This is a genomic window from Novosphingobium resinovorum, from assembly GCF_027922145.1.
In the GTDB taxonomy this organism is placed as follows: domain Bacteria; phylum Pseudomonadota; class Alphaproteobacteria; order Sphingomonadales; family Sphingomonadaceae; genus Novosphingobium; species Novosphingobium resinovorum.
The window spans coordinates 1-23,648 of the sequence record NZ_BSFC01000002.1 but is presented as its reverse complement, the minus strand read 5'-3'; the positions used below and the strand labels follow the sequence as shown (position 1 = coordinate 23,648).

Sequence of the window (23,648 nt, the reverse complement as noted above, 5' to 3'; positions counted from 1 at the left end):
CTGTCGCTAAGAACCACCCCTGCCCCCTCCCGCAAGCGGGAGGGGAATGAGACCGTTTGCTTGCCCTCCCGCTTATCCTGAGCCTGTCGAAGGGGGAGGTCCGGGAGGCTTGGCCCGGAGGGCTTAGCCGGACGGGGTGGGCGACAATTATCTCTACTCCCAGGGCCGCGCCTGTCCCGGCTCGATCCGGCGCAGCGCTTCCAGACGCCGCGCCTGACGCGATTCGAGCGCCAGCGTCAGGATCGGCTGCGGGCGCGTGACGAACTGGCGCGGCGACATACCGAACAGTTCGGTGAACTCATGGATAAGATGACTCTCGTCGTAATAGCGCAGAGCGATCTCATCTCCCTCGCGCGAATCGGCTACGCCGCGCAGGTGGCTCGCCATGTCGAGCGCGCGGGCGCGGCGCAGCACCTGCTTGGGCGGCAAGCCGAAATCGCGGCTGACCACGCGCTCAAGCTTGCGGCGATCGACCCCACATTCGGCCGCCGCATCGCTGACCGAGATGCCCGGATCGCGCAGGCTGATCTCTTCGAACTGCGCGGTGACGGGGTCAGGCTCCGCCCCGCCCAGCCTTTCGACCTGCCGGCGAACCAGCCCCTCGATCGACTGCAGCCATTCCTCCGGCGTCGCACCGGGGTCCAGCACCTGCAGGAAGTCATCCGAAGGCGCGGTCATCACGTCGGTAGGAACGACCCTGTCGAGAAACTCTCCCACGCGCGGCAATTTCAGCGAGGTGCCCGTCCCGGGACGGATGACATACCCGACGCTGACGAAACTGCCCGTTACCGAAATCGGCATGCGCCGCGAATGAGGACCGAAATAGAATGCCCCGCGCCGGGTGGTAACAGGTCCTTCTGCGGTCTGCGCCGCCCAGTCCCCCGCCATTTGCACGCGCACGCAGGCGGTGTCGTTGAACAGTCCGCAGGACACCGTGTAATCCTTGGGCAGATCGACTTTCGTGACATAGAGGCGGCCCAGCCAGGGTGCCAGATCGGGCGCAGGCGCGCGGTTGTAGGACAGGGGTTGCCCGTCACGTGTGATGCCTTGCTGCGGCGCAATCGAGGGATCGACCGCAGGACGGTTCCTGCGTTGCATGGTTACCCTGTTTTAAAGATGCCCTTGAAAAGCGATAATTGCGCAATGGCTTGGGAGCAATGCGAGAAAATCTACAAGGGCTGTTAGATTCCTAGTATTTTCTTGCAGGTAATGCCCCCCGGATACCCCTGACCCAAGGAACTTGACCGGATCACCATCCGGAAGGCAGAGCAGGCGGCATGAAACTCGACCACGACATCGCCCTCGCGCTCCGCCTTGCCGATGCGGCGGGCGAAGCTATTCGCCCCCACTTCCGCACCGGCCTCGCCGCCGACCGCAAGTCCGACGCCTCGCCCGTCACCGTGGCCGACCGGGCGGCAGAAGAAGCCATGCGCCGCATCCTCAAGGCCGAAGTGCCGCGCGATTCGATCATCGGCGAGGAATTCGGCACCGAGGAACGCGGCTCGAACCGCACCTGGGTGCTCGACCCGATCGACGGCACCATCTCGTTCATGGGCGGTCGCGCGACCTTCGGCACGCTGATCGCGCTGCTGGTCGACGGCTGGCCGGTACTGGGGATCATCGACCAACCCATCCTGAACGAGCGCTGGGTCGGCGCCAGCGGCCACGCCACCACCTTCAATCGCAGCGAAGTGCGCACTCGTCCCTGCCGCGAACTCTCCGACATGATGCTGGCGACGACCGGCCCGCAGTACTTCGACGACCATCAGGGCGCCCACTTCATGGCGCTGGCGGCCAGGACCGACCACAAGCGCATGATGTTCGGCGGTGACTGCTACAACTACGGCCTGCTGGCGAGCGGCCACATCGACCTCGTCTGCGAGGCGGGGCTCAAGCTGCACGACTGGGCCGCGCTGGTCCCCATCGTCGAGGGCGCGGGCGGCATCATGTGCGACTGGAACGGCGAGCCCCTTCACGCTCAGTCCGGCGGCGAGGTGCTGGCGATCGGCGACCCCGCGCGGCTGGAAGACGTGATCGAGGCGATGGCCTGCCATCATCACGGCCATCACCACGACTGACCCTTGAGGCTGTTCTTCTACGGCACCCTTCGCCCAGATGCGGATACGCCGATGGCGCGGTGGATCGCAGCGCGGCTGGTCGTGGCCGAGCCGGGCGAGGTGCCGGGGCGGCTTTACGCGGTCCCGGACGCGCAAGGCTGGTATCCGGCGCTGATGCCGGGCACAGGCCGGGTGCGGGGCATGCTTTGCGAACTGCAGCTGCGACCCGGCGATCTGGCGCGGCTCGACCGGTACGAAGGGCGGGAGTACCGGCGGGTGGCGCTTCCGGTTCGTACCGGCGCAGGGCGGGTCAGCGCACAGGTCTATGTATGGCGCGGGCGATTGCCGCAGGGCCGGGCGATCGGGCCGGACTTCCCAGAATGGCTGCGCAGCGTTCGCGGCATGGCTTACTCGTGAACCGCGCGCTTGCCTTTCCTGCATCCAGCCACTAAGGGCGCGTCCTTCAATCGACACGGTCGAGTCTGCCCCTGGGGAGATTCGCGGGTCGGCCTGGCGAAAAGGGCTGCCAAGGCCGGCGGGACGTGTCCCGATCAAAGGAGACGAAAATGCCCAAGCTGAAGACCAAGAGCGGCGTGAAGAAGCGCTTCAAGCTCACCGCCACCGGCAAGGTGAAGCACGGCGTAGCCGGCAAGCGCCACCGCCTCATGAGCCATAACGGCAAGTACATCCGCCAGAACCGCGGCACCGAAGTCATTTCCGACGCCGATGCCAAGGTCATCAAGAAGTGGGCGCCCTACGGGCTCAACTGAGGAGTACTGACGAATGAGCCGTATCAAGAGGGGTGTCACCACCCGCGCAAAGCACAAGCGGATTCTGGACCAGGCCAAGGGCTATCGTGGTCGCCGCAAGAACACCATCCGCGTCGCACGCCAGGCCGTCGAAAAGGCCGGCCAGTACGCGTACCGCGACCGCAAGATCAAGAAGCGCACCTTCCGCGCTCTCTGGATCCAGCGCATCAACGCGGCCGTCCGCGCTGAAGGCCTGACCTACTCGCAGTTCATCCATGGCGTGAAGCTCGCCGGGATCGAACTGGACCGCAAGACGATGGCCGACCTCGCCATGAACGAAGGCGGCGTGTTCAGCACCGTCATCGCGCAGGCGAAGGCAGCTCTGCCCGCGGCGGCGTAAGCCACCGACGCGTAAAGCTCCTCAGCTTCATCGCGCGATTTCAAAGGGCGTGGATGGCATGTGCCGTCCGCGCCCTTTTCGCGTGTTGGGATAGCGCACCAGCTGGGTTCCTGCCTGCGCGGGAATGACGACAGGGTGTTAACTGCCGATTGAAGCGATTCCGCTGCATCACTCTTCCCAGTCATTCCCGCGAAGGCGGGAACCCAGCTGGTGGCCCCTCCGATGCGCGAAACCTTCGATCCATGCACGTACCTCCTCGCGTCACATCGCAACGGTACGCTCTATGTCGGAGTCACATCGAATCTGCTTCGTCGCCTCCATCAGCACCGCGAGGGCTTGATCGAAGGGTTCACGAGCGACTACGGCGTGCATCGACTGGTCTGGTTCGAGCGGCACGCGACGATTGAAAGCGCGATCCTGCGCGAGAAGCGGATCAAGACGTGGAACAGGGCGTGGAAACTCGCCCTGATCGAACAGGCCAATCCCGATTGGCGCGACCTTGCGGTGGATTTCGGCTTCGTGCCGCTGCCACCGCCCCGGATCGTCAGGGGATAGGGCATCAGATGGGTTCGCGCCTTCGCGGGAATGACGAGTTTTTGGGGTTTAGTATCGTGCTCGATTTTGATCAGGTGATCTCGGCGATCGAAGGTGCCGAAACGCTCGAGGCTCTCGAAGCGCTGCGCATTCAGTATCTGGGCAAGGCGGGCGAGATCACCGGGCTGATGAAGCGTCTGGGCGGCATGTCGCCCGAGGAGCGGCGCGAGATGGGGCCGTTGTTCAACGGCTACCAGCGCGACGCCAACGCCGCCATCACCGCCCGCAAGGAAACCCTCGAAACCGCCGCGCTCGACGCGCGCCTTGCGGCCGAGACGATCGACCTATCGCTCCCTGCGCCCGCCACTCCGCGCGGCGCCGTCCACCCGGTCTCGCAGGTGATGGACGAGCTGGCCGAAGTCTTCGCCGACCTCGGCTTCGCGGTCGCCACCGGGCCGGAGATCGAGGACGACTGGCACAACTTCACCGCGCTCAACATGCCCGAAAGCCACCCGGCGCGCGCGATGCATGACACCTTCTATTTCCCGGACCGTAATGACGACGGCCGCGAGATGCTGCTGCGCACGCATACCTCGCCGGTGCAGATCCGCTCGATGATCCAGCAGGGCGCGCCCATCCGCATCATCGCGCCGGGCCGCGTCTACCGTTCGGACAGCGACGCCACGCACACCCCGATGTTCCACCAGATCGAGGGCCTCGTCATCGACAAGGGCATCCACCTCGGCCACCTGAAGTGGACGCTGGAAGCCTTCCTCAAGGCCTTCTTCGAGCGGGACGACATCGTCCTGCGCCTGCGCCCCAGCTACTTCCCCTTCACCGAACCCTCGATCGAGGTGGACGTGGGCTATTCCAGCCAGGGCGGACGCCGCGTGGTCGGCGGTTCGGGCGATGCGCCGGGGCACGCCTGGATGGAAGTGCTGGGGTCAGGCATGGTCAACCGCCGCGTCATCGCGGCGGGCGGCATCGACCCCGACGAATGGCAGGGCTTCGCCTTCGGCATCGGCGTCGATCGCCTTGCCATGCTCAAGTACGGGATGGACGACCTGCGCGCCTTCTTCGACGGCGATGTGCGCTGGCTCTCCCACTACGGTTTCTCCGCCCTCGACGTGCCGACCCTTTCGGGCGGCGTCGGTACGCCGGCATAAGGCGGGAAGGATTTAGACAATGAAGTTCTCGCTCTCCTGGCTCAAGACGTACCTCGAAACCGATGCGTCGATCGAGCAGATCGCCGCCACCCTCAACGCCATCGGCCTTGAGGTCGAAGGCATCGAAGACCCTGCCGCGAAGCTGGAAGGCTTCCGCGTGGCGAAGGTGCTCACGGCTGAAAAGCACCCGCAGGCGGACAAGCTGCAGGTGCTGACCGTCGACACCGGCGACAAGGTGCTCACCGTGGTCTGCGGTGCGCCCAATGCGCGCGCAGGGCTGGTCGGCGTGCTCGGCCTGCCGGGCGCGGTGGTGCCGGTGAACGGCATGGCCCTCAAGGTTGCCGCCGTGCGCGGCGTCGAATCGAACGGCATGATGTGCTCCACCCGCGAGCTGGAGCTGGGCGAGGACCACGATGGCATCATCGAACTGCCCGAGGATGCGCCCGTCGGCACGCCCTTCGCGCAGTATCACGGCGCCGATCCGGTCATCGACGTGTCGATCACGCCGAACCGCCCGGACTGCATGGGCGTCTACGGCATCGCCCGCGATCTCGCGGCAGCGGGCCTCGGCACGCTGAAGCCGATCGTCGCGCCCGAGGCCGCAGGCACCTTCCCCTGCCCGGTCGAGGTGCGCACCGATGATGCCGAGGGCTGCCCGGCCTTCTACGGCCGCGTCATCAAGGGCGTGCGGAACGGCCCCTCGCCGCAGTGGCTGCAGGATGCGCTCAAGTCTGCGGGTCAGCGCCCGATCTCGGCGCTGGTCGATGCGACCAACTACGTGATGCTCACGTATGGCCGCCCGGCCCACGCCTATGACCTCGCCAAGCTGACCGGCGCCGTCGTCGCCCGCCGCGCGAAGGACGGCGAGACGGTCGAGGCGCTGAACGAGAAGACCTACACCCTCGACGCCGAAATGACCGTGATCGCCGACGGCAGTGGCGTCCACGACATCGCAGGCATCATGGGCGGCCAGCACTCGGGCTGTGGCGATGCCACCACCGACGTCCTGCTCGAAATCGCCTACTTCGATCCCGAGCGTATCGCCAAGACGGGCCGCAAGCTCAACCTCACGTCAGACGCGCGCGGGCGGTTCGAGCGCGGGATCGACCCGCAGTTCCTCGACACCGGCCTTGCGCTGCTGACGAACCTGATCGTCGAGCTGTGCGGCGGCGAAGTGTCCGAGATCGTGCGCGCGGGCGCTGCTCCGGGCACGCCCAAGATCGTCCACTTCGCGCCCTCGCTGGTCGAGAAGCTGGGCGGCGTCACCGTCACCCCCGGCGAACAACAGCGCATCCTCGAAAGCCTCGGCTTCTCGGTGGTGGAGGCTGACGACTGGGCCGTCACCGTCCCCGGCTGGCGTCCTGACGTCGATGGCGCGCCTGACATCGTCGAGGAAGTCGTGCGCATCCACGGCCTCGACAAGGTCGAGAGCGTGCCGCTGCCGCGCGCCGACGGCGTCGCCAAGCCCACCGCCACCCCGGCGCAGGCACTGGAACGGCGCGTGCGCCGCGCCGCTGCGGCGCGCGGGCTTCAGGAAGCCGTCACCTGGTCGTTCCTGCCCGAGCCCGCCGCCGAGGCTTTCGCCGAAGGTCCGCTGTGGGTGCTCGCCAATCCGATCAGCGAGGACATGAAGGCCATGCGCCCCTCGCTGCTGCCGGGCCTGCTGATGGCGGCGAAGCGCAACCTCGATCGCGGCGCGGCCTCGCTGCGCCTGTTCGAGATCGGCCGCCGCTATCTGCGCGGTGCCGGCGGGGCGAGCGATGAACGGCTGACGCTGGGCGTCGTCCTCGCGGGCGAGAAGACCACGCGCGGCTGGGCGACCGGCAAGGCGACGGCGTTCGACGCCTACGATGCCAAGGCCGAAGTGCTGGCGCTGCTGGCCGAGGCTGGCGCCCCGGTCGACAAGCTGCAGGTCATGGGCGAAGCTGGTCCCCAGTTCCACCCCGGCCAGTCGGCGACGCTGCGCCTCGGCCCCAAGACGGTGCTGGCGCGCTTCGGCATGCTGCACCCGAAGACGGCGAAGCAGTTCGACGTCGATGGCCCGGTGGCGGTCGCCGAACTGTTCCTCGACGCCATTCCCGGCAAGAAGGGCACGCCCGGCTTCGCCCGCGTCTCCTACGCGCCCCCGGCGCTGCAGGCGGTGACGCGCGACTATGCGTTCCTCGTGCCCGCAGAGCTGCCCTCGGGCGATCTCGTGCGGCTGGTGCAGGGCGCGGACAAGGCCAACATCGTCGCGGTGCGCCTGTTCGACGACTTCCGTGGCAACGGCGTGCCCGAGGGGCAGAAGTCGCTCGCGCTCGAAGTCACGCTCCAGCCGGTCGAGGCCAGTTACAAGGAAGCCGACCTCAAGGCGATCAGCGAAAAGGTGACCGCCGCCGCCGCCAAGCTGGGCGCGGTGCTGCGGGGGTGATGCAAGACCCTTCGACAAGCTCAGGGTGAGCGGAGGCAGGGTAAAACCTCCCAAGCCCGCTCAGGCTGAGCTTGTCGAAGCCCCGGCCGCATAAACTGGCTCAGGTGGGAAGTACGACAAGGGGACTGACGTGGACTTCGTGACCATCTCCTCCGGCGATCTCACCGCCCGGATCAACCCGCTCGGCGCCGAACTCTGGTCGCTGACCGACAGTTTCGGCCGCGAATACATGACCGATGCCGACCCGGCGTTCTGGACCGGCCACGCGCCGCTGCTGTTCCCGATCGTCGGGGCCTTGAACGGCGACACCTACCGGCTGGACGGCGAGGAATACGCCCTGCCCCGGCACGGCTTCGCGCGCAAGTCGGTGTTCGAGGTCTTGGAAGCGGGCACCGATCGTGCGCTTTTCCGCCTGACCGACAGTCCTGAAACGCGCGCGGTCTATCCGTTCGCCTTCATGCTGGAGATGGCGTTCCGACTGGAAGGCACAGCCCTGTTCACCGAGGCGCGGGTGCTCAACGCCGGCGATGCCCCGTTGCCATTCAGCCTGGGCTTCCACCCCGGCTTCGCCTGGCCGCTGCCGGGAGGCGCCACCAAGGCCGACCACGTGGTCGCCTTCGAACAGCCCGAACCCCAGCCGATCCGCCGCATCGACGGTCCCAGCGGACTCCTGTTGCCCGAGCCTGTGGCATCGCCGGTCGAGGGCCATATCCTGCCGCTGGACGCCGCGCTGTTCGAGGAGGACGCGGTGATCTGGGACCGCCTCTCCAGCCGCGCGCTCACATACGGCGCACCGGGCGGGACACAGCTCGCCATCGCCTTTCCGGACACCCCGATGCTGGGCATCTGGCAGAAGCCCGGCGCGGCTTACTTGTGCATCGAACCGTGGCAGGGCCATGCCGACCCCCTTGGCTTTGCCGGCGATTTCCGCGAAAAGCCGGGCGTGATCACGCTGGCGCCCGGAGAGGCGCGCAGCTTCCGCATGGACGTCACCGTCCTCTCCGCAGATTGAAGGAATCCCCCATGAAGACCGTACTTGTAACCGGCGCCACTTCCGGTATCGGCGAAGCCTGCGCGCGCGCTTTCGTGAAGGCCGGATGGCGCGTGATCGGCACCGGCCGCCGCGCCGAGCGGCTTCAGGCGCTGACGGACGAACTGGGTGCCGACCGCTTCCACGCCGCCGTCTTCGACGTGCGTGACGAAGCCGCCCGCGACGCCGCGCTCGATGCGCTTCCGGCCGATTTCGCCGCGATCGACTGCCTCGTGAACAACGCGGGTCTCGCGCTGGGCGCGGCGCCCGCGCAGGCAGCCGACCTCGCCAACTGGAAGACGATGATCGACACCAACGTCGTCAGCCTGGTCTCGCTGACGCACAAGCTGCTGCCGGGCCTGATCGCGCGCAAGGGTGGGATCGTGATGCTGTCCTCGGTCGCGGCGACGTATCCCTACACCGGCGGCAACGTGTACGGCGGCACCAAAGCCTTCGTGCGCCAGTTCGCGCTCGGCCTGCGCTCGGATCTGAGCGGCACCGGCGTGCGCGTGACCTCGATCGAGCCCGGCATGGTGGAAACCGAGTTCACCGTGGTTCGCAACGGCGGCGATCAGGCCGCGTCCGACACGTTCTACGCAGGCGTCAACCCGATGACCGGCGAGGACATCGCCGAGACCGTGCTCTGGGTCGCCACCCTGCCCGCGCACGTCAACATCAACACGCTGGAACTGATGCCGGTGAACCAGTCGTTCGCGGGCTTCCAGATCGCGCGGGAAAATTAAAGCGTGCTCGCCTCGTAATTTTATCGCCGTCAGTCCCGCGAAGGCGGGAACCCATCTCCTGACGTGGCAGATTGAACCATCATCAGATGGGTCCCCGCCTTCGCGGGGATGACGAATGGTGTTTCAGCCAAAGACGATGGCATTCTAATCCGCAGGCAGCACCGCCAGCAGCACGTCGCGCGCGGCATTCGCCTCGTGCACCTGCTCGGAGCTGCCGCCCTTGTCGGGGTGCACCAGCGCGATGCGGCGGCGGTGCGCCTCGACGATCTCGCGCCGGTCGGCGCCCGCGTCCACGCCCAGCAGCGCCCGCGCCTGCGCCGTCTCGAAGGACGGCCCCGCGACCTTGCGCTTCTTTTCCCAGGGCCAGCGGCCGATGAGCATCCGGCAGACGATGCAGCCGAGCGCGACCAGCCAGAGCAGCTTGATCATGGGCCTTCCCGTCAGCCTGCGGCGGCGAAGGCCGTTTCGGACTCCCGCCGTACCGGCACCGGCAGGTTGAGCCCGGCGACCAGCCCGCGCAGTTCCTGCCGCGCGACGAGGTGGCTGGTGCCCAGATCGCCCAGAAATCCCTTGTCGAGCAGAGTCAGGCCCGAGGGGAACAGCTCGCGGAAGATGACGCGCTCGGACAGGCCCGCCGCGACGCGGAAGCCCGCGCGCTTGGACAGTTCCTGAAGCGCCCCGTCGATGCGCCGCATGTTACGCGCCTCGACGTGCTGGACGCGGTTGCGCACGACGACCCAGTCGAGTTCGCGGCGGCCTTCGTTGATGGTCTTGAGCCCGCGCTTCTTGCGCGCCTCCCACATGACTTCGGCATAGAACGAGAGGCGCTTGACCTTGAAGGTCTCGCTCTCGACCTGACCGAGAAGATCGAAGTCGACGAAGCTGTCGTTGAGCGGGGTGACCAGCGTGTCCGCCGTGGTCGCCACGTGGCGGGCGAAGGGATCGTCGCGGCCGGGCGTGTCGAAGACGAGGAAGTCGTAGCCCTCCGCGATCTGCTCGGCGAGATCGTCGAGTTCGCCGATGTCGTCGCCATCGTAGACCGCGAAGCGCGCGCCGGGCAGCGCGATCTCGCGCTTGCGCTCGGTCTCGATCCGGTTCTCGAGGTAGCGGTAGAGCGTGCGCTGGCGGTGGTCGAGGTCGATGCAGGCGACATTCGCGCCCTGGTAGGCGAGCGCGATGGCGACATGGACGGCGGTGGTGGACTTGCCGGTGCCGCCCTTCTCGTTGGCGAAGACGATGCGATGCGCTGTCACGTGACCGTTATCCTGCTCGCGGGACCGGTCGCCCGGCCCGACGTTGAAATCATTGCCCCCGCAGGTGCGCCGGGGCTAAGGCCCAAACGCACCTTTCGGTCGCGCCCATCATACCGGAGCAGCCAAGCCCAATGCAAACCGTCCACGCTCTTGATCCACTGCGCAATGCGGTTGCCGAGCTTCGCAAGACCGGTCAGGTCGCGCTCGTGCCCACGATGGGCGCACTGCATGACGGCCATCTGACGCTCGTGCGCGAGGCGAAAAGCCGGGGCGCGGCCGTGGTCGTATCGATCTTCGTCAACCCGCTCCAGTTCGGTGCGAACGAGGATCTCGACGCCTATCCGCGCCAGCTTGCCCGCGACTCGGCGCTGCTGGAAGCCGAAGGGGTGGACCTGCTCTGGGCACCCACGGTCGAGGCGATGTACCCGGCCGGCTTCGCCTCCAACATCTCTGTCGCCGGGGTCAGCGAGGGCCTGTGCGGCGCGTCGCGGCCCGGCCACTTCGACGGCGTCGCCACCGTGGTGTGCAAGCTGTTCAACCAGGTCATGCCAGACATGGCCCTGTTCGGCGAGAAGGACTGGCAGCAACTGGCCGTCATCCGCCGGATGGCGCGCGACCTTGACCTCACCCGCCCCGCCGCTGGCTCCATCCTCGGCGTGCCGACCGTGCGCGAGGCGGACGGGCTCGCGATGTCCTCGCGCAATGCCTACCTCTCGGCCGGGGAGCGCAAGGCGGCGGTCGCACTGCCGACCGCGATGTGCACCGCCATCACCGCCATCGAAGGCGGGGCGGATGTGTCGGAAACCCTCGCCAAGCTGGAGGCCGAAATCGTCGCGGGTGGCTTCCGCTCGGTTGACTATGCCGAACTGCGCGATGCGGATGATCTTACGGCACTGACCACCCGATCGGACCGGCCGATGCGGCTCATCGTGGCGGCACGGATCGGCCCCGCGCGGCTGATCGACAACATGGCCGTGTCTCCGGCCTGAACCGGCCCGCCAGAGCATCCGTCACACCTTCCTCGTCATTGCGAGCGCAGCGAAGCAATCCAAGGCCGCGTAAACCGCCCTGGATTGCTTCGCTGCGCTCGCAATGACGATCCAGGAAGGCGGTGCGCGCCTGGTTCCTGCGCAATCGCGAAAATGGCACGAACCTCACTTGATTCTGAAAACGCACACTAAATTGCGAAAGATTCTCACAGACATCGTCATTTGTTCGTGCAAGAGTGACCGCATAAGGAGTTCGTCGCCCTGGGGATTGGGCACTTCGCGTCCGCGCGAGACAATAGGGAGCACTACTGATGAAGACGTTCGTTTGCGCGCTGGCCGCGCTCACCACCCTTGCGGCCACCCCCGCCCTCGCCGACCAGTCCTCGGGTCGAAAACTGCAGGAAAAGGGCCAGCAGTCGATCCCCGTCTGCCGCAAGAACCTGGGCACCGTCGCCATCATCGAGCCCGACACCCAGTGGTGGCGCGAGTTGAGCCTGGGCAGCCCCGAGGCGATTCTGCGCGTCTTCGTGCAGAAGTCGGGCTGCTTCACCATGGTCAACCGCGGCCGCTCGCTGCAGAACAGCGCCATGGAGCGCGCGCTCGCCGAACAGGGTGAACTGCAGAAGGGCTCCAACATCGGCAAGGGCCAAATCAAGGCGGCGGACTATTTCCTGCAGCCGGACATCGTCTCGACCAACAACAATTCGGGCGGTAGCGGCATCGGCGGCGTGCTGGGCGGCGTCGGCGGCCTGTTCGGGCGCGGCGTGGGTGCGATCGCCGGTGGTCTCAACGTCAAGAAGGGCGAGGCGAACGTCACCCTCTCGATCGTGAATTCGCGCACCACCGTGGAAGAGGCGCTGACCGAGGGCTATGCCCGCAAATCCGACGTCAGCTTCGGCGCGGGCGGCGGCGGCTTCTTCGGCGGCACTTTCGGTGCAGCAGGCGGCGGCGGCTACCAGAACACGCAGATCGGCCAGATCATCGTGCTCGCCTACCTTGACGCCTACACCAAGCTGGTCACCGAGCTTGGCGGCCTGCCTGTCGATGCCTCGGCGGCAGCGCCCAAGGCGCAATAACTATATTTAACTCGTGGAAGTGTTGACGCGCACTTGTCGCAACATATCCTGCAGACCTCGGAATAGCGCCTTTGCTTGATTCCGATATTGCCAGGGGCACAGGAGTTCATCGATGAAAAAGTTCGCGATCGCAGCAGTCAGTGCTGCCCTGGTTTTTTCGGCCACGGTAGCAAATGCGGCCATCGAAACGGTCCCCGGCAATCTGGACACCGGTACCGCGCGGAGCTTCTGGAGCTTCTTCTTCGGTTGAATTGCACCAGATGGAAAAACAAGAAAAGCGGGCCAAAAGTGCCCGTCTTTCTGAAAAAGATGGACCAGGAAACGAGACGCAAGCCACCGACCCAATAATAACAAGCATTGTCAGGCGACGGTGGGCCACCACGCGCTTATTAATAGCTGCAATAGATAACGATAATCACTTGGCTGTGAAAGCGGCATGATGGTTGGAATGAATATCCTCTACATTGAGGACGATATGCGCGCAGCGTCCCAAGTAAAGGAGCTTGCAGTCGGGGCCGGGGACGCACTCACATGGTGCGCAACCGGCAACGAAGGCCTCAAACGCGCCGGCGCAGAGCGGTTCGACGTCATCATCCTCGACCGCATGCTTCCTGACTTGGACGGCATCACCATCCTGTCTCGCTTGCGCGAGAGCGGGGTCGGCACGCCGGTCCTGCTACTCTCGGCGCTCGGCCGCTCGACTGACCGCGCCGAAGGGCTGGACGCCGGGGCCGACGACTACCTCGCCAAGCCCTTCGAAGGTGAGGAACTGCTCGCCCGCCTGCGCGCGTTGCACCGCCGCTCTTCCGGCCGCGAGCATTCCGCCGTCATCCTCTACGGCGCCTTCGAGTGCCACGTGAAGGCCCGCACCGCCTTTCGCGACAATCGCCACCTTGCACTCAGCCCCAAGGAATTCGAGCTTTTCCGCCACTTCATGGAGAACGCAGGCGAAGTCCTGACGCGCGAGATGCTGCTACGCGACGTGTGGAAGATGAACTTCGATCCGCAGACCAACGTGGTGGACGTCAACATCGGCCGCCTGCGCCGCAAGCTCGAAGAAGGTTTCGACAAGCCCGCACTCGAAACCATCTGGGGCTCCGGCTACAGGTTGCTGGACGGGCGGTGAGCGGGCCCTTCATAGCGTCATCGGTCCGCGATCCGCTGCCAAGCTACGTATGCCCATGAAGCGGCTGGCTTTCATCCGTAATTCGATTTTCGCTCAGATCGTCGTCTGGGCGATCGCCACGGCAGCGGTGATCACCTTCGGGCTGTGGCTGTTGACCAACGCCACGATCGAGCGCTCCAACCGGCAAGCGCTGGAACGGGCTGTCGACGTCGATCTTGCTGGCATGGTCGACATCTACGCCAGCGGCGATCGCGACGAACTCGGCAAGCGCATCAAGGACCGCCTCGCACTGCAACCGCGCAACGGCGATCCCGCGCACTACCTCCTCGCCGATGCGCAGGGGAAACCTATCGCCGGAGACCTGACCCAATGGCCGGGGCTGCATGCCGGCATCTCCGAGGCCGCCGACATCCGCATAGAGGGCGGCGAACTCGCCTTCGCCCGCGCCACCCAGCTCGGCCCCAACCTCAAGCTGCTGGTCGCGCACGAGTATCGCGACCTTTCCATGCTGCTGCGGCAGGTGGCACTGGTATTCCTCACCGGCGGCGTGCTGGCGACCTTGGCGGTGGCGCTTGGCGGCTGGACTGCAGCGCATCGCCTGGCAGGAAGGCTGGAACGGATCAACGCCGCCTTCCGCCAGCCCGACGACGCAGCGCTGCAGGAACTGGCACGCGGCTCGGCCGGGCATGACGAGATCGACGAACTGGCCGCCCACTCGGGCAACGCCCTTGGCCGCCTGAAACGACTCGCCGCAGCCCACCGCGAAACGACCGACCATGTCGCGCACGAGATGCGCACGCCGCTGATGCATCTCGACAACCGGCTGGTGAAAGCACTCGCCGCCACGCCCGATGCCGAGACGGCCGCGCGTATCGCCGATGCTCGTACCGAGATCCGGGGTATCATCCGCATGCTCGAATCGCTGCTGGACATCGCTGCCAGCGAGGCGCGGCGCGGCGATCGCCATGGCCTCATCCCCGTGGACCTGAGTTCCCTGTCCGCCCGCCTCGGCGAACTCTACGCCGACAGCGCCGAGGAATCCGGCCACCGGCTAATCCTCGACATCGAGCCCGAAGTCTCGATCGCGGGCGAGGAAATGTCGCTTACCCGGCTGATCACCAACTTGCTGGATAACGCCTTCAAGTTCGTACCTCCCGGCGGTACGGTCCGCCTCACGCTGCGACGAGGGCCGTTGCTGATCGTCAGCGACGACGGGCCAGGCATTGCCGAAGACCAGCGCGACAGGATTTTCCAGAAATTCGCCCGCGGCGGTAGTTCGCTCGGCACCGAAGGAGCAGGCCTCGGCCTCGCACTATGCCGCGCGATAGCCGAACGGCATCATCTCGAAATCTCGCTCGCCCCCAGCGAAAGAGGCGCCTGCTTCACTATTGCACCGGAATTCAGACGATGATCGCTTCGGGCGGCGACGCAAGGTCGTGTGGCAGGCATCTAGCCCCTCTCTTCACTCGCGATGATGAGGGCATCGGGCGTTTATACGGCGTCCCGTCGGCACGGTGAGCACGCTTACAGCGTAACGCCGCGCTTCCAGATACCGATGGCGCGTTCGTCGTTACTCTCGTTGCGCGCCGGTTCCCCGCTCGCGACGGCGATGATGCGGTCGAGCAGCAGGGCCGCCGCGCCCGCCATGCCCTTTTCCAGCACCAGTCCGGCATCGAAGTCGATCCAGCCCGGCTTGCGCTCGGCCAATGAATGGTTCGAGGCGATCTTCATCGTCGGTACCGGGCTGCCGAGCGGCGTCCCGCGCCCTGTGGAGAACAGCGTGATCGTCGCCCCCGCTGCCGCCAGCGCGGTGGTGGAAACGGCATCGTTGCCGGGCGCTTCGAGCACCGTCAGTCCCGTCGTCGAAATCCGCTCGCCATAGCCGATCACGTCGCAGACCGGGGCAAGCCCGCCCTTCTGCACGGCGCCCAGGGACTTTTCCTCCAGCGTGGTGATGCCGCCCGCGATGTTGCCGGGGCTGGGGTTCTCCGAAACCGGCTCGCCGTTCTCGATGAAGTAGCGCTTGAAGGAATTGACGAGGCCCGAGAGCTTGTCGAACACCTCTTCGCTGGTGGCACGTTCGAGCAGCAGGTTCTCGGCGCCGAAGATTTCGGGAATTTCCGTCAGGATCGCGGCACCGCCCGCGTCGGTCACCGCATCGGCCATCAGACCGATCAGCGGATTGGCGGTCAGTCCGCTCATCGCGTCCGAGCCGCCGCATTTCACGCCCAGCCGCAGCTTCGAGAGCGGCACGTCCTCGCGCCGGTCCTCGGCCATCAGGCCCAGCAGTTCGTCGATCAGCGCTTCCCCGGCGGCGAACTCGTCGCTTTCCGACTGCGCGCGCAGCACACGCAAGCGATCGCGGCGGTCGTCGGGAATGCGCTTGAGCAGTTCTTCCAGCTGGTTCGATTCGCAGCCGAGACCCAGCAGCAGCACGCCGCCCGCGTTGGGGTTGAGCGCCAGCGAGGCGATCACCGCCGCCGTGCCATCGAGGTCCGCCCCCAGCTGCGAGCAGCCGAACGGGTGATTGAACGCATGAACGCCATCGACGGTCGCGGGCGACCGCAGGTTGCCCTTCGCCGCCAGCCGCTCGCCCAGGCGGCCGACACAGCCGACCGTGGGCAGGATCCACAATTCGTTGCGGGTGCCCACGCTGCCGTCCGGCCGGACGTAGCCCCGAAAGGAGCGCGAGGACTGCGCCGCGTGCTCCTCGGCCCGCGCGCCGGAGAAGGCATAGGCCTTCTCGCCCGAAAGCGCGGTGTGGACATTGTGGACATGGACATGCTCGCCCACCGCGATGTTGCGCGTGGCGAGGCCGATTGGCGCGCGATAGCGACGAACCGGCGAACCCGCGGCAACAGGCATGACGGCGAACTTGTGGCCAGCCGGAATCGCATCACTGAGGCAGATCGTCTGACCGTCCACAACGACTTCCGCGCCTGCCTCAAGCGGCTCCAGGGCGACGGCGACGTGATCCTCGGCGGAAATCCGCATCACGGTGACAGGTTTGGAAAGCGTTTCGACCATGGCCCGCCGATACAGCATTGCCAGCGCTGGCACAACTCGGTAATCGAGCCGCAAACGCACTCTTCCGAGGAGTCCCAAGGATGCCCAAGCTCTCGCTGCACCCCGATCGCCTGCTGCCGGCCGACCCGACGACGCGCGCCATCGCCCGCGAACTCTATGCCGAAATCGCCGGCCTGCCGATCGTCAGCCCGCACGGCCACACCGACCCGGAATGGTTCGCCACCGACGCGGCCTGGACCAACGCGACCGAGCTGCTGCTGGCCCCGGACCACTACCTGTTCCGCATGCTCTATTCGCAGGGCATCGACCTCGACGCGCTGGCCGTCCCCCGCAAGGGCGGCGTGATGCCCGCCACCGACCCCCGCGAGGCATGGCGCCTGTTCGCGGCGAACTGGAAGCTGTTCCGCGGCACGCCATCCAGCATGTGGCTGCCCCACGTTTTCGGCGAAGTCTTCGGCATCGACGTGGCGCTGGATGAGAGCACTGCCGACTTCTACTACGACACCATCGGCGAGGCCCTCGCCTCCCCCGCATTCCGCCCGCGCGCGCTGTTCGAGCGATTCAACATCGAACTGCTCGCCACCACCGAGGGCGCGGGCGACGACCTGAAGCATCACAAGGCGATTCAGGCATCGGGCTGGCAGGGCAAGGTCGTCACCACCTATCGCCCGGACTCGGTGATCGACCCCGAGCACGACAGCTTCGCGCGCGACATCGTGCGCTTCGCCGACCTGTCCGGCGAGAACGTCGAGAGCTGGACCGGCTACCTCGCCGCGCACCGCAAGCGCCGCGCCGACTTCCGCGCGATGGGCGCGACGGCGACCGACCACGGCTTCGTCACCGCCCGCACCGCCAACCTCTCGACGGTGGAATGCGAGGCGCTGTTCGCCAAGGTCATGGGCGGGAAAGCCGACGCCGACGAGGCCGAGCTGTTCCGCGCACAGATGCTCACCGAAATGGCGCGCATGAGCGTGGAGGACGGCATGACCATGCAGATCCACCCCGGCTCCACCCGCAACCACAACGCCCGCCTCTTCGCCAGCCACGGCCGCGACAAGGGCGCCGACATTCCGCGCGCCACCGAATATGTCGAGGCGCTGCGCCCGATGCTCGACCTCTTGGGCAACGAGCCGGACCTCAAGGTCATCCTCTTCACGCTGGACGAGACGACCTATGCCCGCGAACTCGCGCCGCTGGCGGGGCACTATCCGTGCCTCAAGCTCGGCCCGGCATGGTGGTTCCACGACAGCCCGGAAGGTATGCGCCGGTTCCGCGAGATGACCACCGAAACGGCGGGCTTCTACAACACCGTGGGATTCAACGACGACACCCGCGCCTTCCTCTCGATCCCGGCGCGCCACGACGTCGCGCGGCGGATCGACTGCGGCTTCCTCGCCCGCCTCGTCGCCGAGCATCGCATGGAGGACTGGGAGGCTGCCGAACTGGCCCACGAACTGACCGTCGGGCTGGTGCGAAAGGCCTACGGCCTCGAAGCGCCCGCGCGCGAGGTGGAACCGGCATGACCCGTCTATCGCAAAACACCCTTTCCGCGCTCCCCGCAGGCGTGATCCGGCCGCAGTACGACCGCTCTGCCGTCAAGCGCGGCGTCGTCCACTTCGGGCCGGGCGCGTTCCACCGCGCGCATCAGGCCGCCGCCTTCGACACCCTGCTGGGTAGCGATCCCCGCTGGGGGCTGACCGGCGTGAGCCTCAATTCGCGCGGGGTGGCCGATGCGCTGAACCCACAGGACGGGCTCTACACCCTCGCCCTGCTGGACACCGAGGTCGCGTACCGCGTGATCGGCGCCATCGGCGGAATTCTCACGAAGGACGATCCGGCCGCGATCCTCGGCGAGCTGACTCATGCGGACACCCGCATCGTCAGTTCCACCGTGACCGAAAAGGGCTACTGCCTCGGCGCGGACGGAGCGCTGGATTTCGCGAACCCGGCCATCAAGGCGGACCTCGATGCCTCGCGTTCGGAAGGCTGGACGCCGGGTTCGTTCACCGGCTGGCTGGTGCGCGGGCTTCAGGCACGCCGTCTCACGGGGCTCCCCGGCGTGACCGTACTGTGCTGCGACAATCTCACCGACAACGGCCGCAAGCTGGAGGCCGCGACGATCGCGCTGGCCGAGGCGATCGATCCCGACACCGCCCGCTGGATCGCCGACACCGTCGCTTTCCCGAACGCGATGGTCGATTCGATCACCCCCGCCACCGACGACGCGCTGCGTGCCCGCATCGCGGTGGCCACCGGGCTGGAAGACGTCTGGCCGATCCAGCGCGAGCGTTTCACCCAGTGGGTGATCGAGGACCGCTTCGCCGGGGAGCGACCGGCGCTTGATCTCGCAGGCGTGACGTTCGCGAGCGAAGTGCGTCCTTTCGAGAAGGCCAAGCTGCGCCTGCTCAACGGCGCGCATTCGTCGCTCGCCTACATCGGTCTTGGTCGTGGGTTGGAGACGGTCGGCGAGGCCATGGCCGACAGCGAACTCGCCGCTTTCGCCGAACGGCTGATGCGCGAGGACATCGCGCCGTCGATCGCGCCGCCCCCCGGGCTCGACCTCGCCGGCTACATCTCCGACGTGCTCGCCCGCTTCCGCAATCCCGAGATCCGGCATCTGCTGTCGCAGATCGCGTGGGACGGGTCGCAGAAGCTGCCCTACCGCCTGCTCGACACCACGCGCGAGGCGCTCGCGGCCGGGCGGCCGGTCGAGCGGCTGGCGCTCCCGATCGCGGCATGGCTGCGCTTCCTTGCAGGCGCGGCGCGGGACGGCCAAACGATCACCGACCCCCTCGCCGCCCCGCTGCTGGAGCGGGCGAGCGACTGGCGCAGCGTTCTGGCGATGCGCGAGGTATTCGGCGATCTGGGTTCGGACGGACGGTTCGTCGGCGCGGTGGAAGCCGGGCTGGCGGCACTGGAGGCCGGACGGCTGGAGCCGATGGCGGCCTGAGCACCTCCTCGACCCCACACACCTCGTCTTTGCGAGCGCAGCGAAGCAATCCAGGGCAGTTCTAAGCCGCCCTGGATTGCTTCGCTGCGCTCGCAATGACGAATGAGGAGAGGATCATCACCCAAGTCTCAACGGCAATCAGACCGAAGGCGCAGGCCCCGTCGATTCCGCCGGAACCACGCGCAGTTCCACCTCGAACGGCGGTGGCGCCTCGCCGCCCTCGATCCGCGCGATGAGCCGCTCTGCCGCCGCCGCCGCCATGTCGCCGAACGGGCGCAGCACCGAGGTCAGTGCCGGGCTCAGCATCCGCGTGAGCAGGCTGCCGTCGAAGCCCACCACCGACAGCCCCCCCGGCACCGCGATCCCCCGCACCGCCGCGACCTTGAGCACGCCCGCCGCCATGATGTCGTTCGCCGCGAAGATGCCCGTCGGCCGCTCGGCCCGCGCCAGAAGCTGTTCCGCCCCGGCCACGCCCGAGGCGAAGTCGTAGTCGCCCGGCGCTTCGGCCACGCTTGCCCCGGCACGCGTCGCCTCCTCGATGAAGCCCGCCCGGCGCTCCATGGCCGAAGCCGTATCGGCGGGACCGTTGACGATGCCCAGCCGCCGGTGCCCCAGATCGAGCAGATGCCGCGCGACTTGCGCGCCCGCCGCGCGCTCCTCGCTGACGATGACGTCGGCAAAGCCCGCGATCGGCACCGACGACAGCGCCGTGACCGGCACTTGCGCCTCGGCCAGAGCCTCGGCCAGACCCGGCACGCCCGAAACCGGCGGCAGGATCACCAGCCCGTCCACGCGCGACCGCTCGACGAAGCCCAGCACGTCGCGGATCGCCGCTTCGGTTTCCAGCGGGGTCGGGTGGACGATCACCTCATAGCCGCGCGGCGCGGTCAGGGCGACGACGCCGCGCTGGATGGAATCGAGCACCAGCGCGTTGCGGTCGTTGTGGATCAGCCCGATCAGGAACGAACGCCGCATCGCCAGCGCCCGCGCCCGAGCGCTTGGCCGGAACCTGAGCGCGGCGATCGCGGCTTCGATCCGCTGGCGGGTCTCGGCATTCACCTTGGGCGACTTGTTGAGCACCCGCGAAACCGTGCGGATCGAGACCCCGGCGGCGGCGGCCACGTCCTCGATGGTGGGATCGCCTTCGCGCGCTCTTGCTGGGGTTTCGTGCATCGCCAGGCTTGTATGGCCGATCGCGCGTTCCTGCAATTTTCATTGACACCGATGCCATATATGATAGCGCTAGCATAAATCAAAAGCAGAACCGGAGAGAGCCATGAAGTTCGACCGCCGAGAGGCCCTGTTTACAGCGGGTAGGGCCGCAGCGCTGGGCGCAGCAGGCGGCGCGGCATCGCTGACGGCGCTGGCAGGCAGCGCAAGCGCAGCGACGGCCGCCGCCTCGCCTGCAAAGCCCGCTTCGGTCGGCGCTTCGAAGTACCGGCGCGGCTTCGACGACCAGCGTATCCCGGATCAGGGCAACGGCACGTACCTCAACCCGTTGATGGCGGGCGACCATCCCGACCCGACGATCGTGCGGGACGGGAAGGACTATTACATGACCTTCTCGACCTTCGATTCTTATCCGGGGCTGGTCGTGTGGCACTCCGCCGACCTGATCAACTGGCGCCCCCTCACCGCCGCGCTGACGAAGAACCTCGGCTCGGTCTGGGCGCCGGACATCAGCAAGCACGGCGGCCGGTTCTTCATTTACTTCACCGTCAAGGCCACGCCCAACGCACAGTACGTGGTCTGGGCCGACAAGGCCGAAGGCCCGTGGAGCGAGCCCGTCAGCCTCGGCCTGCCCGACCATATCGACCCCGGCCACGCGGTCGGAGAGGACGGTTCGCGCTGGCTGTTCCTTTCCGGCGGCGACCGCATCCGGCTTGCCGAGGACGGCCTCTCCACCGTCGGCGCGGTGGAACACGTCTACGACCCCTGGCACTACCCGGAGGACTGGGACGTAGAGGGATTCTCCCCCGAAGGCCCCAAGATCGTGCGGCGCGGTGAATACTTCTACCTCGTCACCGCCGTGGGCGGCACGGCCGGTCCGCCGACCGGGCACATGGTGATCGCCGCGCGCTCCAAGTCGATCCACGGCCCTTGGGAGAACTGCCCACACAACCCGATCGTGCGCACCACCGACTTGTCGGAAGCCTGGTGGTCGCGCGGACACGCCACGCTGTTCGAGGGGCCTGCCGGGGACTGGTGGTCGGTCTATCACGGCTACGAGAAGGACTTCTGGACGCTCGGCCGCCAGACCCTGCTCGATCCCGTCAGCTGGACCGCCGACGGCTGGTTCCGCATGGAGGGCGGCGACCTGTCGAAGCCGATCCGCACACCCAAGGGCGGCCGCAAGGCGGGTCCGCACGGGATGCCGCTGTCGGACGACTTCTCGTCGCTGGAGATCGGGCGGCGCTGGAACTTCTTCAAGCCCTCGCCGACCGAGCGCGACCGCGCGCGGGTGGCGAACAACACGCTGCACCTGACCGCCGCCGGCAAGGCCCCGGTCGATTCCTCGCCGCTGCTGCTGATCGCGGGCGACCAGGCCTACGAATTCCAGTGCGAGATCGACATCGACCCCGGCGTCACTGCGGGCCTGCTGCTGTTCTACGACCAGCAACTCTACTGCGGGCTGGGCTTCGACGCGGCCAAGTTCATGACGCACCAATACGGCATCGAGCGCGGCCGCCCGGCCAACTACCACGGCCGCAAGATGCTGATGCGGGTGCGGAACGATCGCCACATCGTCGCCTTCCACACCAGCGGCGACGGCGGGAAAACGTGGAAGCGCTTCGACCGGGGCATGGAAGTCTCCGGCTATCACCACAATGTGCGCGGCGGCTTCCTGATGCTGCGGCCGGGTCTCTACTCGGCCGGACAGGGCGAGGCACGCTTTAGCAACTTCAAGTTCAAGGCTTTGTAAGTGATCGTCGTCCCGGACTTGATCCGGGACCGCTGGCCGTGACCAGCCCCCATAGCTTCAGGGCGCCCGGCACGGCAGCGCCCGCCTAAAGACAGCCACCGGTCCCGGGTCGAGCCCGGGACGACGACGGCCCCAAAGACGAAAAGGACGAACGGCATGACCTCGCTCGATATGCTCCCTGCCGACTGGAAGGACGGCCTTTTCCTCGGCCGTCTCGACCTTGGCGAAGGCCCGACCCCCGTGCTGCTGCAGGGCGGCGTAACCTATGATATGAGCCGCATCGCGCCGACCGTGGCCGACCTCGTCGATGCAGGCGCCTTCGATCCCGCGCAGGGCAAGGCCCTTGGCGCCGCCGAGGACGTTCTGGCCCGTGCCACCCTGCTCAGCCCGATCGACCTGCAGTGCGTGAAAGCGGCGGGCGTGACGTTCGCAGTCTCCGCACTGGAGCGCGTGATCGAGGAACGCGCGCGCGGCGATGCCGACAAGGCGCAGGCGGTGCGCAGCGGGCTCGAGGAGCGCATCGGCGGCTCGATCCGTTCAGTCGTGCCCGGCAGCCCCGAGGCGGCGGCGCTCAAGGCCGCGCTGATTGAGGACGGCATGTGGTCGCAGTACCTCGAGGTCGCGATCGGGCCGGATGCGGAAGTCTTCACCAAGTCGCCGGTGCTTTCCACCGTGGGTTCGGGCGCGGCGATCGGCGTGCGTTCGGATTCGGGCTGGAACAACCCCGAGCCGGAAGTGGTCATCCTTTCCGACGCACGCGGCAAGGCCGTGGGCGCGACGCTCGGCAACGACGTCAACTTGCGCGATTTCGAAGGCCGCTCGGCGCTGCTGCTGGGCAAGGCGAAGGACAACAACGCCAGCTGCGCGATCGGCCCGTTCGTGCGCCTGTTCGACGCGGGCTACACCGTGGCCGACGTCGAGAATGCACGAGTGCTGCTGCGCATCGAGGGGCCGGAAGGTTTCCTGCTCGAAGGCGAAAGCCGCATGTCGGAGATCAGTCGCCCGCCGCTCGACCTGCTGCGCCAGTGCTTTTCCGAGCATCAATACCCGGACGGCGTCGTGCTGTTCCTGGGCACGCTGTTCGCGCCGACGCAGGACCGCGATGCACCGGGACGCGGGTTCACCCACAAGGTCGGCGATGTCGTGACGATCTCCAGCGATCGCCTCGGCACGCTGGTCAACACCGTCGCCACCTCGCGCGATGCGCCTGCCTGG

Annotated in this window: 24 protein-coding genes; 19 read left to right on the top strand and 5 right to left on the bottom strand. The window is 67.0% G+C overall.

The genetic code is table 11. The features are described from left to right. Positions 1-153 precede the first annotated feature (153 nt). A complete protein-coding gene (locus PKE80_RS00245) occupies positions 154-1,098 on the bottom strand; it encodes a helix-turn-helix domain-containing protein (RefSeq protein WP_271180785.1) in 945 nt (314 codons plus the stop codon). A gap of 179 nt (positions 1,099-1,277) precedes the next feature. Between PKE80_RS00245 and PKE80_RS00240 the strand changes: the two genes are divergently transcribed. The 9 genes from PKE80_RS00240 (at position 1,278) to PKE80_RS00200 (ending at position 9,089) form a co-directional block, all read left to right on the top strand. Then, positions 1,278-2,078, top strand: coding sequence for an inositol monophosphatase family protein (locus PKE80_RS00240; protein ID WP_271180784.1), 801 nt, complete (start codon positions 1,278-1,280; stop codon positions 2,076-2,078). Between the two features lie 3 nt (positions 2,079-2,081). Further along, positions 2,082-2,474: a gamma-glutamylcyclotransferase family protein gene (locus PKE80_RS00235; protein WP_271180783.1), complete on the top strand. Its 393-nt coding sequence runs from the start codon at positions 2,082-2,084 to the stop codon at positions 2,472-2,474. A gap of 149 nt (positions 2,475-2,623) precedes the next feature. Then, positions 2,624-2,827 carry a 50S ribosomal protein L35 gene (rpmI, locus tag PKE80_RS00230; RefSeq protein ID WP_008829613.1) on the top strand — a complete coding sequence of 68 codons (204 nt, stop codon included), beginning with the start codon at positions 2,624-2,626 and terminating at the stop codon, positions 2,825-2,827. A gap of 13 nt (positions 2,828-2,840) precedes the next feature. Further along, positions 2,841-3,206 carry a 50S ribosomal protein L20 gene (gene rplT, locus PKE80_RS00225; protein WP_008829612.1) on the top strand — a complete coding sequence of 122 codons (366 nt, stop codon included), beginning with the start codon at positions 2,841-2,843 and terminating at the stop codon, positions 3,204-3,206. A gap of 222 nt (positions 3,207-3,428) precedes the next feature. Further along, a complete protein-coding gene (locus PKE80_RS00220) occupies positions 3,429-3,761 on the top strand; it encodes a GIY-YIG nuclease family protein (RefSeq protein ID WP_036529909.1) in 333 nt (110 codons plus the stop codon). 56 nt (positions 3,762-3,817) lie between these two features. Further along, the gene (gene pheS / locus PKE80_RS00215) at positions 3,818-4,906 is read left to right on the top strand and encodes a phenylalanine--tRNA ligase subunit alpha (protein ID WP_271180782.1); all 1,089 of its coding nucleotides are present in this window, start codon (positions 3,818-3,820) and stop codon (positions 4,904-4,906) included. Positions 4,907-4,925: 19 nt separating this feature from the next. After that, positions 4,926-7,316, top strand: a complete 2,391-nt coding sequence (gene pheT / locus PKE80_RS00210; protein WP_271180781.1) for a phenylalanine--tRNA ligase subunit beta — start codon at positions 4,926-4,928, stop codon at positions 7,314-7,316. Between the two features lie 130 nt (positions 7,317-7,446). Continuing rightward, positions 7,447-8,328 (top strand): aldose 1-epimerase family protein, encoded by an 882-nt coding sequence (locus tag PKE80_RS00205; RefSeq protein ID WP_271180780.1) that lies wholly within the window; start codon positions 7,447-7,449, stop codon positions 8,326-8,328. 11 nt (positions 8,329-8,339) lie between these two features. Beyond that, entirely contained in the window at positions 8,340-9,089 is a 750-nt protein-coding gene (locus PKE80_RS00200) for an SDR family NAD(P)-dependent oxidoreductase (protein WP_271180779.1), read from the top strand. Between the two features lie 144 nt (positions 9,090-9,233). On the opposite strand, the gene PKE80_RS00195 is transcribed toward PKE80_RS00200, so the two are convergent. Continuing rightward, the gene (locus PKE80_RS00195; RefSeq protein WP_271180778.1) at positions 9,234-9,518 is read right to left on the bottom strand and encodes a J domain-containing protein; all 285 of its coding nucleotides are present in this window, start codon (positions 9,516-9,518) and stop codon (positions 9,234-9,236) included. Between the two features lie 11 nt (positions 9,519-9,529). Continuing rightward, entirely contained in the window at positions 9,530-10,342 is an 813-nt protein-coding gene (locus PKE80_RS00190; protein ID WP_271180777.1) for a division plane positioning ATPase MipZ, read from the bottom strand. Positions 10,343-10,473: 131 nt separating this feature from the next. Here PKE80_RS00190 and panC point away from each other — a divergent pair, with 131 nt between their 5' ends. The 6 genes from panC to PKE80_RS00160 all read left to right on the top strand — a co-directional run bounded on the left by panC (position 10,474) and on the right by PKE80_RS00160 (position 14,944). Continuing rightward, positions 10,474-11,331, top strand: coding sequence for a pantoate--beta-alanine ligase (panC, locus tag PKE80_RS00185; RefSeq protein WP_271180776.1), 858 nt, complete (start codon positions 10,474-10,476; stop codon positions 11,329-11,331). A 311-nt stretch (positions 11,332-11,642) separates the two neighbouring features. Then, positions 11,643-12,407: a CsgG/HfaB family protein gene (locus PKE80_RS00180; RefSeq protein ID WP_271180775.1), complete on the top strand. Its 765-nt coding sequence runs from the start codon at positions 11,643-11,645 to the stop codon at positions 12,405-12,407. Positions 12,408-12,519: 112 nt separating this feature from the next. Then, positions 12,520-12,657, top strand: a complete 138-nt coding sequence (locus PKE80_RS00175; RefSeq protein ID WP_271180774.1) for a hypothetical protein — start codon at positions 12,520-12,522, stop codon at positions 12,655-12,657. A 10-nt stretch (positions 12,658-12,667) separates the two neighbouring features. After that, positions 12,668-12,847: a hypothetical protein gene (locus tag PKE80_RS00170; protein WP_271180773.1), complete on the top strand. Its 180-nt coding sequence runs from the start codon at positions 12,668-12,670 to the stop codon at positions 12,845-12,847. After that, positions 12,847-13,533 (top strand): response regulator transcription factor, encoded by a 687-nt coding sequence (locus PKE80_RS00165; RefSeq protein WP_271180772.1) that lies wholly within the window; start codon positions 12,847-12,849, stop codon positions 13,531-13,533. The genes PKE80_RS00170 and PKE80_RS00165 overlap by 1 nt, the downstream gene beginning before the upstream one ends. Positions 13,534-13,588: 55 nt before the next feature. Further along, positions 13,589-14,944: a sensor histidine kinase gene (locus PKE80_RS00160; protein WP_271180771.1), complete on the top strand. Its 1,356-nt coding sequence runs from the start codon at positions 13,589-13,591 to the stop codon at positions 14,942-14,944. A 113-nt stretch (positions 14,945-15,057) separates the two neighbouring features. Here the strand turns inward: PKE80_RS00160 and PKE80_RS00155 are convergent, their stop codons facing one another. Beyond that, positions 15,058-16,560 (bottom strand): UxaA family hydrolase, encoded by a 1,503-nt coding sequence (locus PKE80_RS00155; RefSeq protein ID WP_370424842.1) that lies wholly within the window; start codon positions 16,558-16,560, stop codon positions 15,058-15,060. 80 nt (positions 16,561-16,640) lie between these two features. On the opposite strand from PKE80_RS00155, the gene uxaC reads away from it, so the two are divergent. Next, positions 16,641-18,083: a glucuronate isomerase gene (uxaC, locus tag PKE80_RS00150; RefSeq protein WP_271180769.1), complete on the top strand. Its 1,443-nt coding sequence runs from the start codon at positions 16,641-16,643 to the stop codon at positions 18,081-18,083. After that, on the top strand, positions 18,080-19,510 hold the full coding sequence (locus PKE80_RS00145; protein WP_271180768.1) for a mannitol dehydrogenase family protein: 1,431 nt from the start codon (positions 18,080-18,082) through the stop codon (positions 19,508-19,510). Before uxaC ends, PKE80_RS00145 begins: the two co-directional genes overlap by 4 nt. Positions 19,511-19,648: 138 nt before the next feature. Here PKE80_RS00145 and PKE80_RS00140 read toward each other — a convergent pair whose 3' ends face one another. Further along, the gene (locus PKE80_RS00140; RefSeq protein WP_271180767.1) at positions 19,649-20,683 is read right to left on the bottom strand and encodes a LacI family DNA-binding transcriptional regulator; all 1,035 of its coding nucleotides are present in this window, start codon (positions 20,681-20,683) and stop codon (positions 19,649-19,651) included. Between the two features lie 103 nt (positions 20,684-20,786). Here PKE80_RS00140 and PKE80_RS00135 point away from each other — a divergent pair, with 103 nt between their 5' ends. Then, the gene (locus PKE80_RS00135) at positions 20,787-22,433 is read left to right on the top strand and encodes a family 43 glycosylhydrolase (protein WP_271180766.1); all 1,647 of its coding nucleotides are present in this window, start codon (positions 20,787-20,789) and stop codon (positions 22,431-22,433) included. A 156-nt stretch (positions 22,434-22,589) separates the two neighbouring features. Beyond that, positions 22,590-23,648 (top strand): fumarylacetoacetate hydrolase family protein (locus PKE80_RS00130; protein ID WP_271180765.1); only part of this gene is annotated, 1,059 nt, incomplete at its 3' end.

Bases quoted from the DNA above. Each gene is read 5' to 3' on its own strand.
- PKE80_RS00245 (WP_271180785.1), bottom strand. From the start codon at position 1,098: ATGCAACGCAGGAACCGTCCTGCGGTCGATCCCTCGATTGCGCCGCAG.
- PKE80_RS00240 (WP_271180784.1), top strand. From the start codon at position 1,278: ATGAAACTCGACCACGACATCGCCCTCGCGCTCCGCCTTGCCGATGCG.
- rpmI (WP_008829613.1), top strand. From the start codon at position 2,624: ATGCCCAAGCTGAAGACCAAGAGCGGCGTGAAGAAGCGCTTCAAGCTC.
- rplT (WP_008829612.1), top strand. From the start codon at position 2,841: ATGAGCCGTATCAAGAGGGGTGTCACCACCCGCGCAAAGCACAAGCGG.
- PKE80_RS00220 (WP_036529909.1), top strand. From the start codon at position 3,429: ATGCGCGAAACCTTCGATCCATGCACGTACCTCCTCGCGTCACATCGC.
- pheT (WP_271180781.1), top strand. From the start codon at position 4,926: ATGAAGTTCTCGCTCTCCTGGCTCAAGACGTACCTCGAAACCGATGCG.
- PKE80_RS00200 (WP_271180779.1), top strand. From the start codon at position 8,340: ATGAAGACCGTACTTGTAACCGGCGCCACTTCCGGTATCGGCGAAGCC.
- PKE80_RS00195 (WP_271180778.1), bottom strand. From the start codon at position 9,518: ATGATCAAGCTGCTCTGGCTGGTCGCGCTCGGCTGCATCGTCTGCCGG.
- panC (WP_271180776.1), top strand. From the start codon at position 10,474: ATGCAAACCGTCCACGCTCTTGATCCACTGCGCAATGCGGTTGCCGAG.
- PKE80_RS00180 (WP_271180775.1), top strand. From the start codon at position 11,643: ATGAAGACGTTCGTTTGCGCGCTGGCCGCGCTCACCACCCTTGCGGCC.
- PKE80_RS00175 (WP_271180774.1), top strand. From the start codon at position 12,520: ATGAAAAAGTTCGCGATCGCAGCAGTCAGTGCTGCCCTGGTTTTTTCG.
- PKE80_RS00170 (WP_271180773.1), top strand. From the start codon at position 12,668: ATGGAAAAACAAGAAAAGCGGGCCAAAAGTGCCCGTCTTTCTGAAAAA.
- PKE80_RS00165 (WP_271180772.1), top strand. From the start codon at position 12,847: ATGGTTGGAATGAATATCCTCTACATTGAGGACGATATGCGCGCAGCG.
- PKE80_RS00160 (WP_271180771.1), top strand. From the start codon at position 13,589: ATGAAGCGGCTGGCTTTCATCCGTAATTCGATTTTCGCTCAGATCGTC.
- PKE80_RS00155 (WP_370424842.1), bottom strand. From the start codon at position 16,560: ATGGTCGAAACGCTTTCCAAACCTGTCACCGTGATGCGGATTTCCGCC.
- uxaC (WP_271180769.1), top strand. From the start codon at position 16,641: ATGCCCAAGCTCTCGCTGCACCCCGATCGCCTGCTGCCGGCCGACCCG.
- PKE80_RS00145 (WP_271180768.1), top strand. From the start codon at position 18,080: ATGACCCGTCTATCGCAAAACACCCTTTCCGCGCTCCCCGCAGGCGTG.
- PKE80_RS00140 (WP_271180767.1), bottom strand. From the start codon at position 20,683: ATGCACGAAACCCCAGCAAGAGCGCGCGAAGGCGATCCCACCATCGAG.
- PKE80_RS00135 (WP_271180766.1), top strand. From the start codon at position 20,787: ATGAAGTTCGACCGCCGAGAGGCCCTGTTTACAGCGGGTAGGGCCGCA.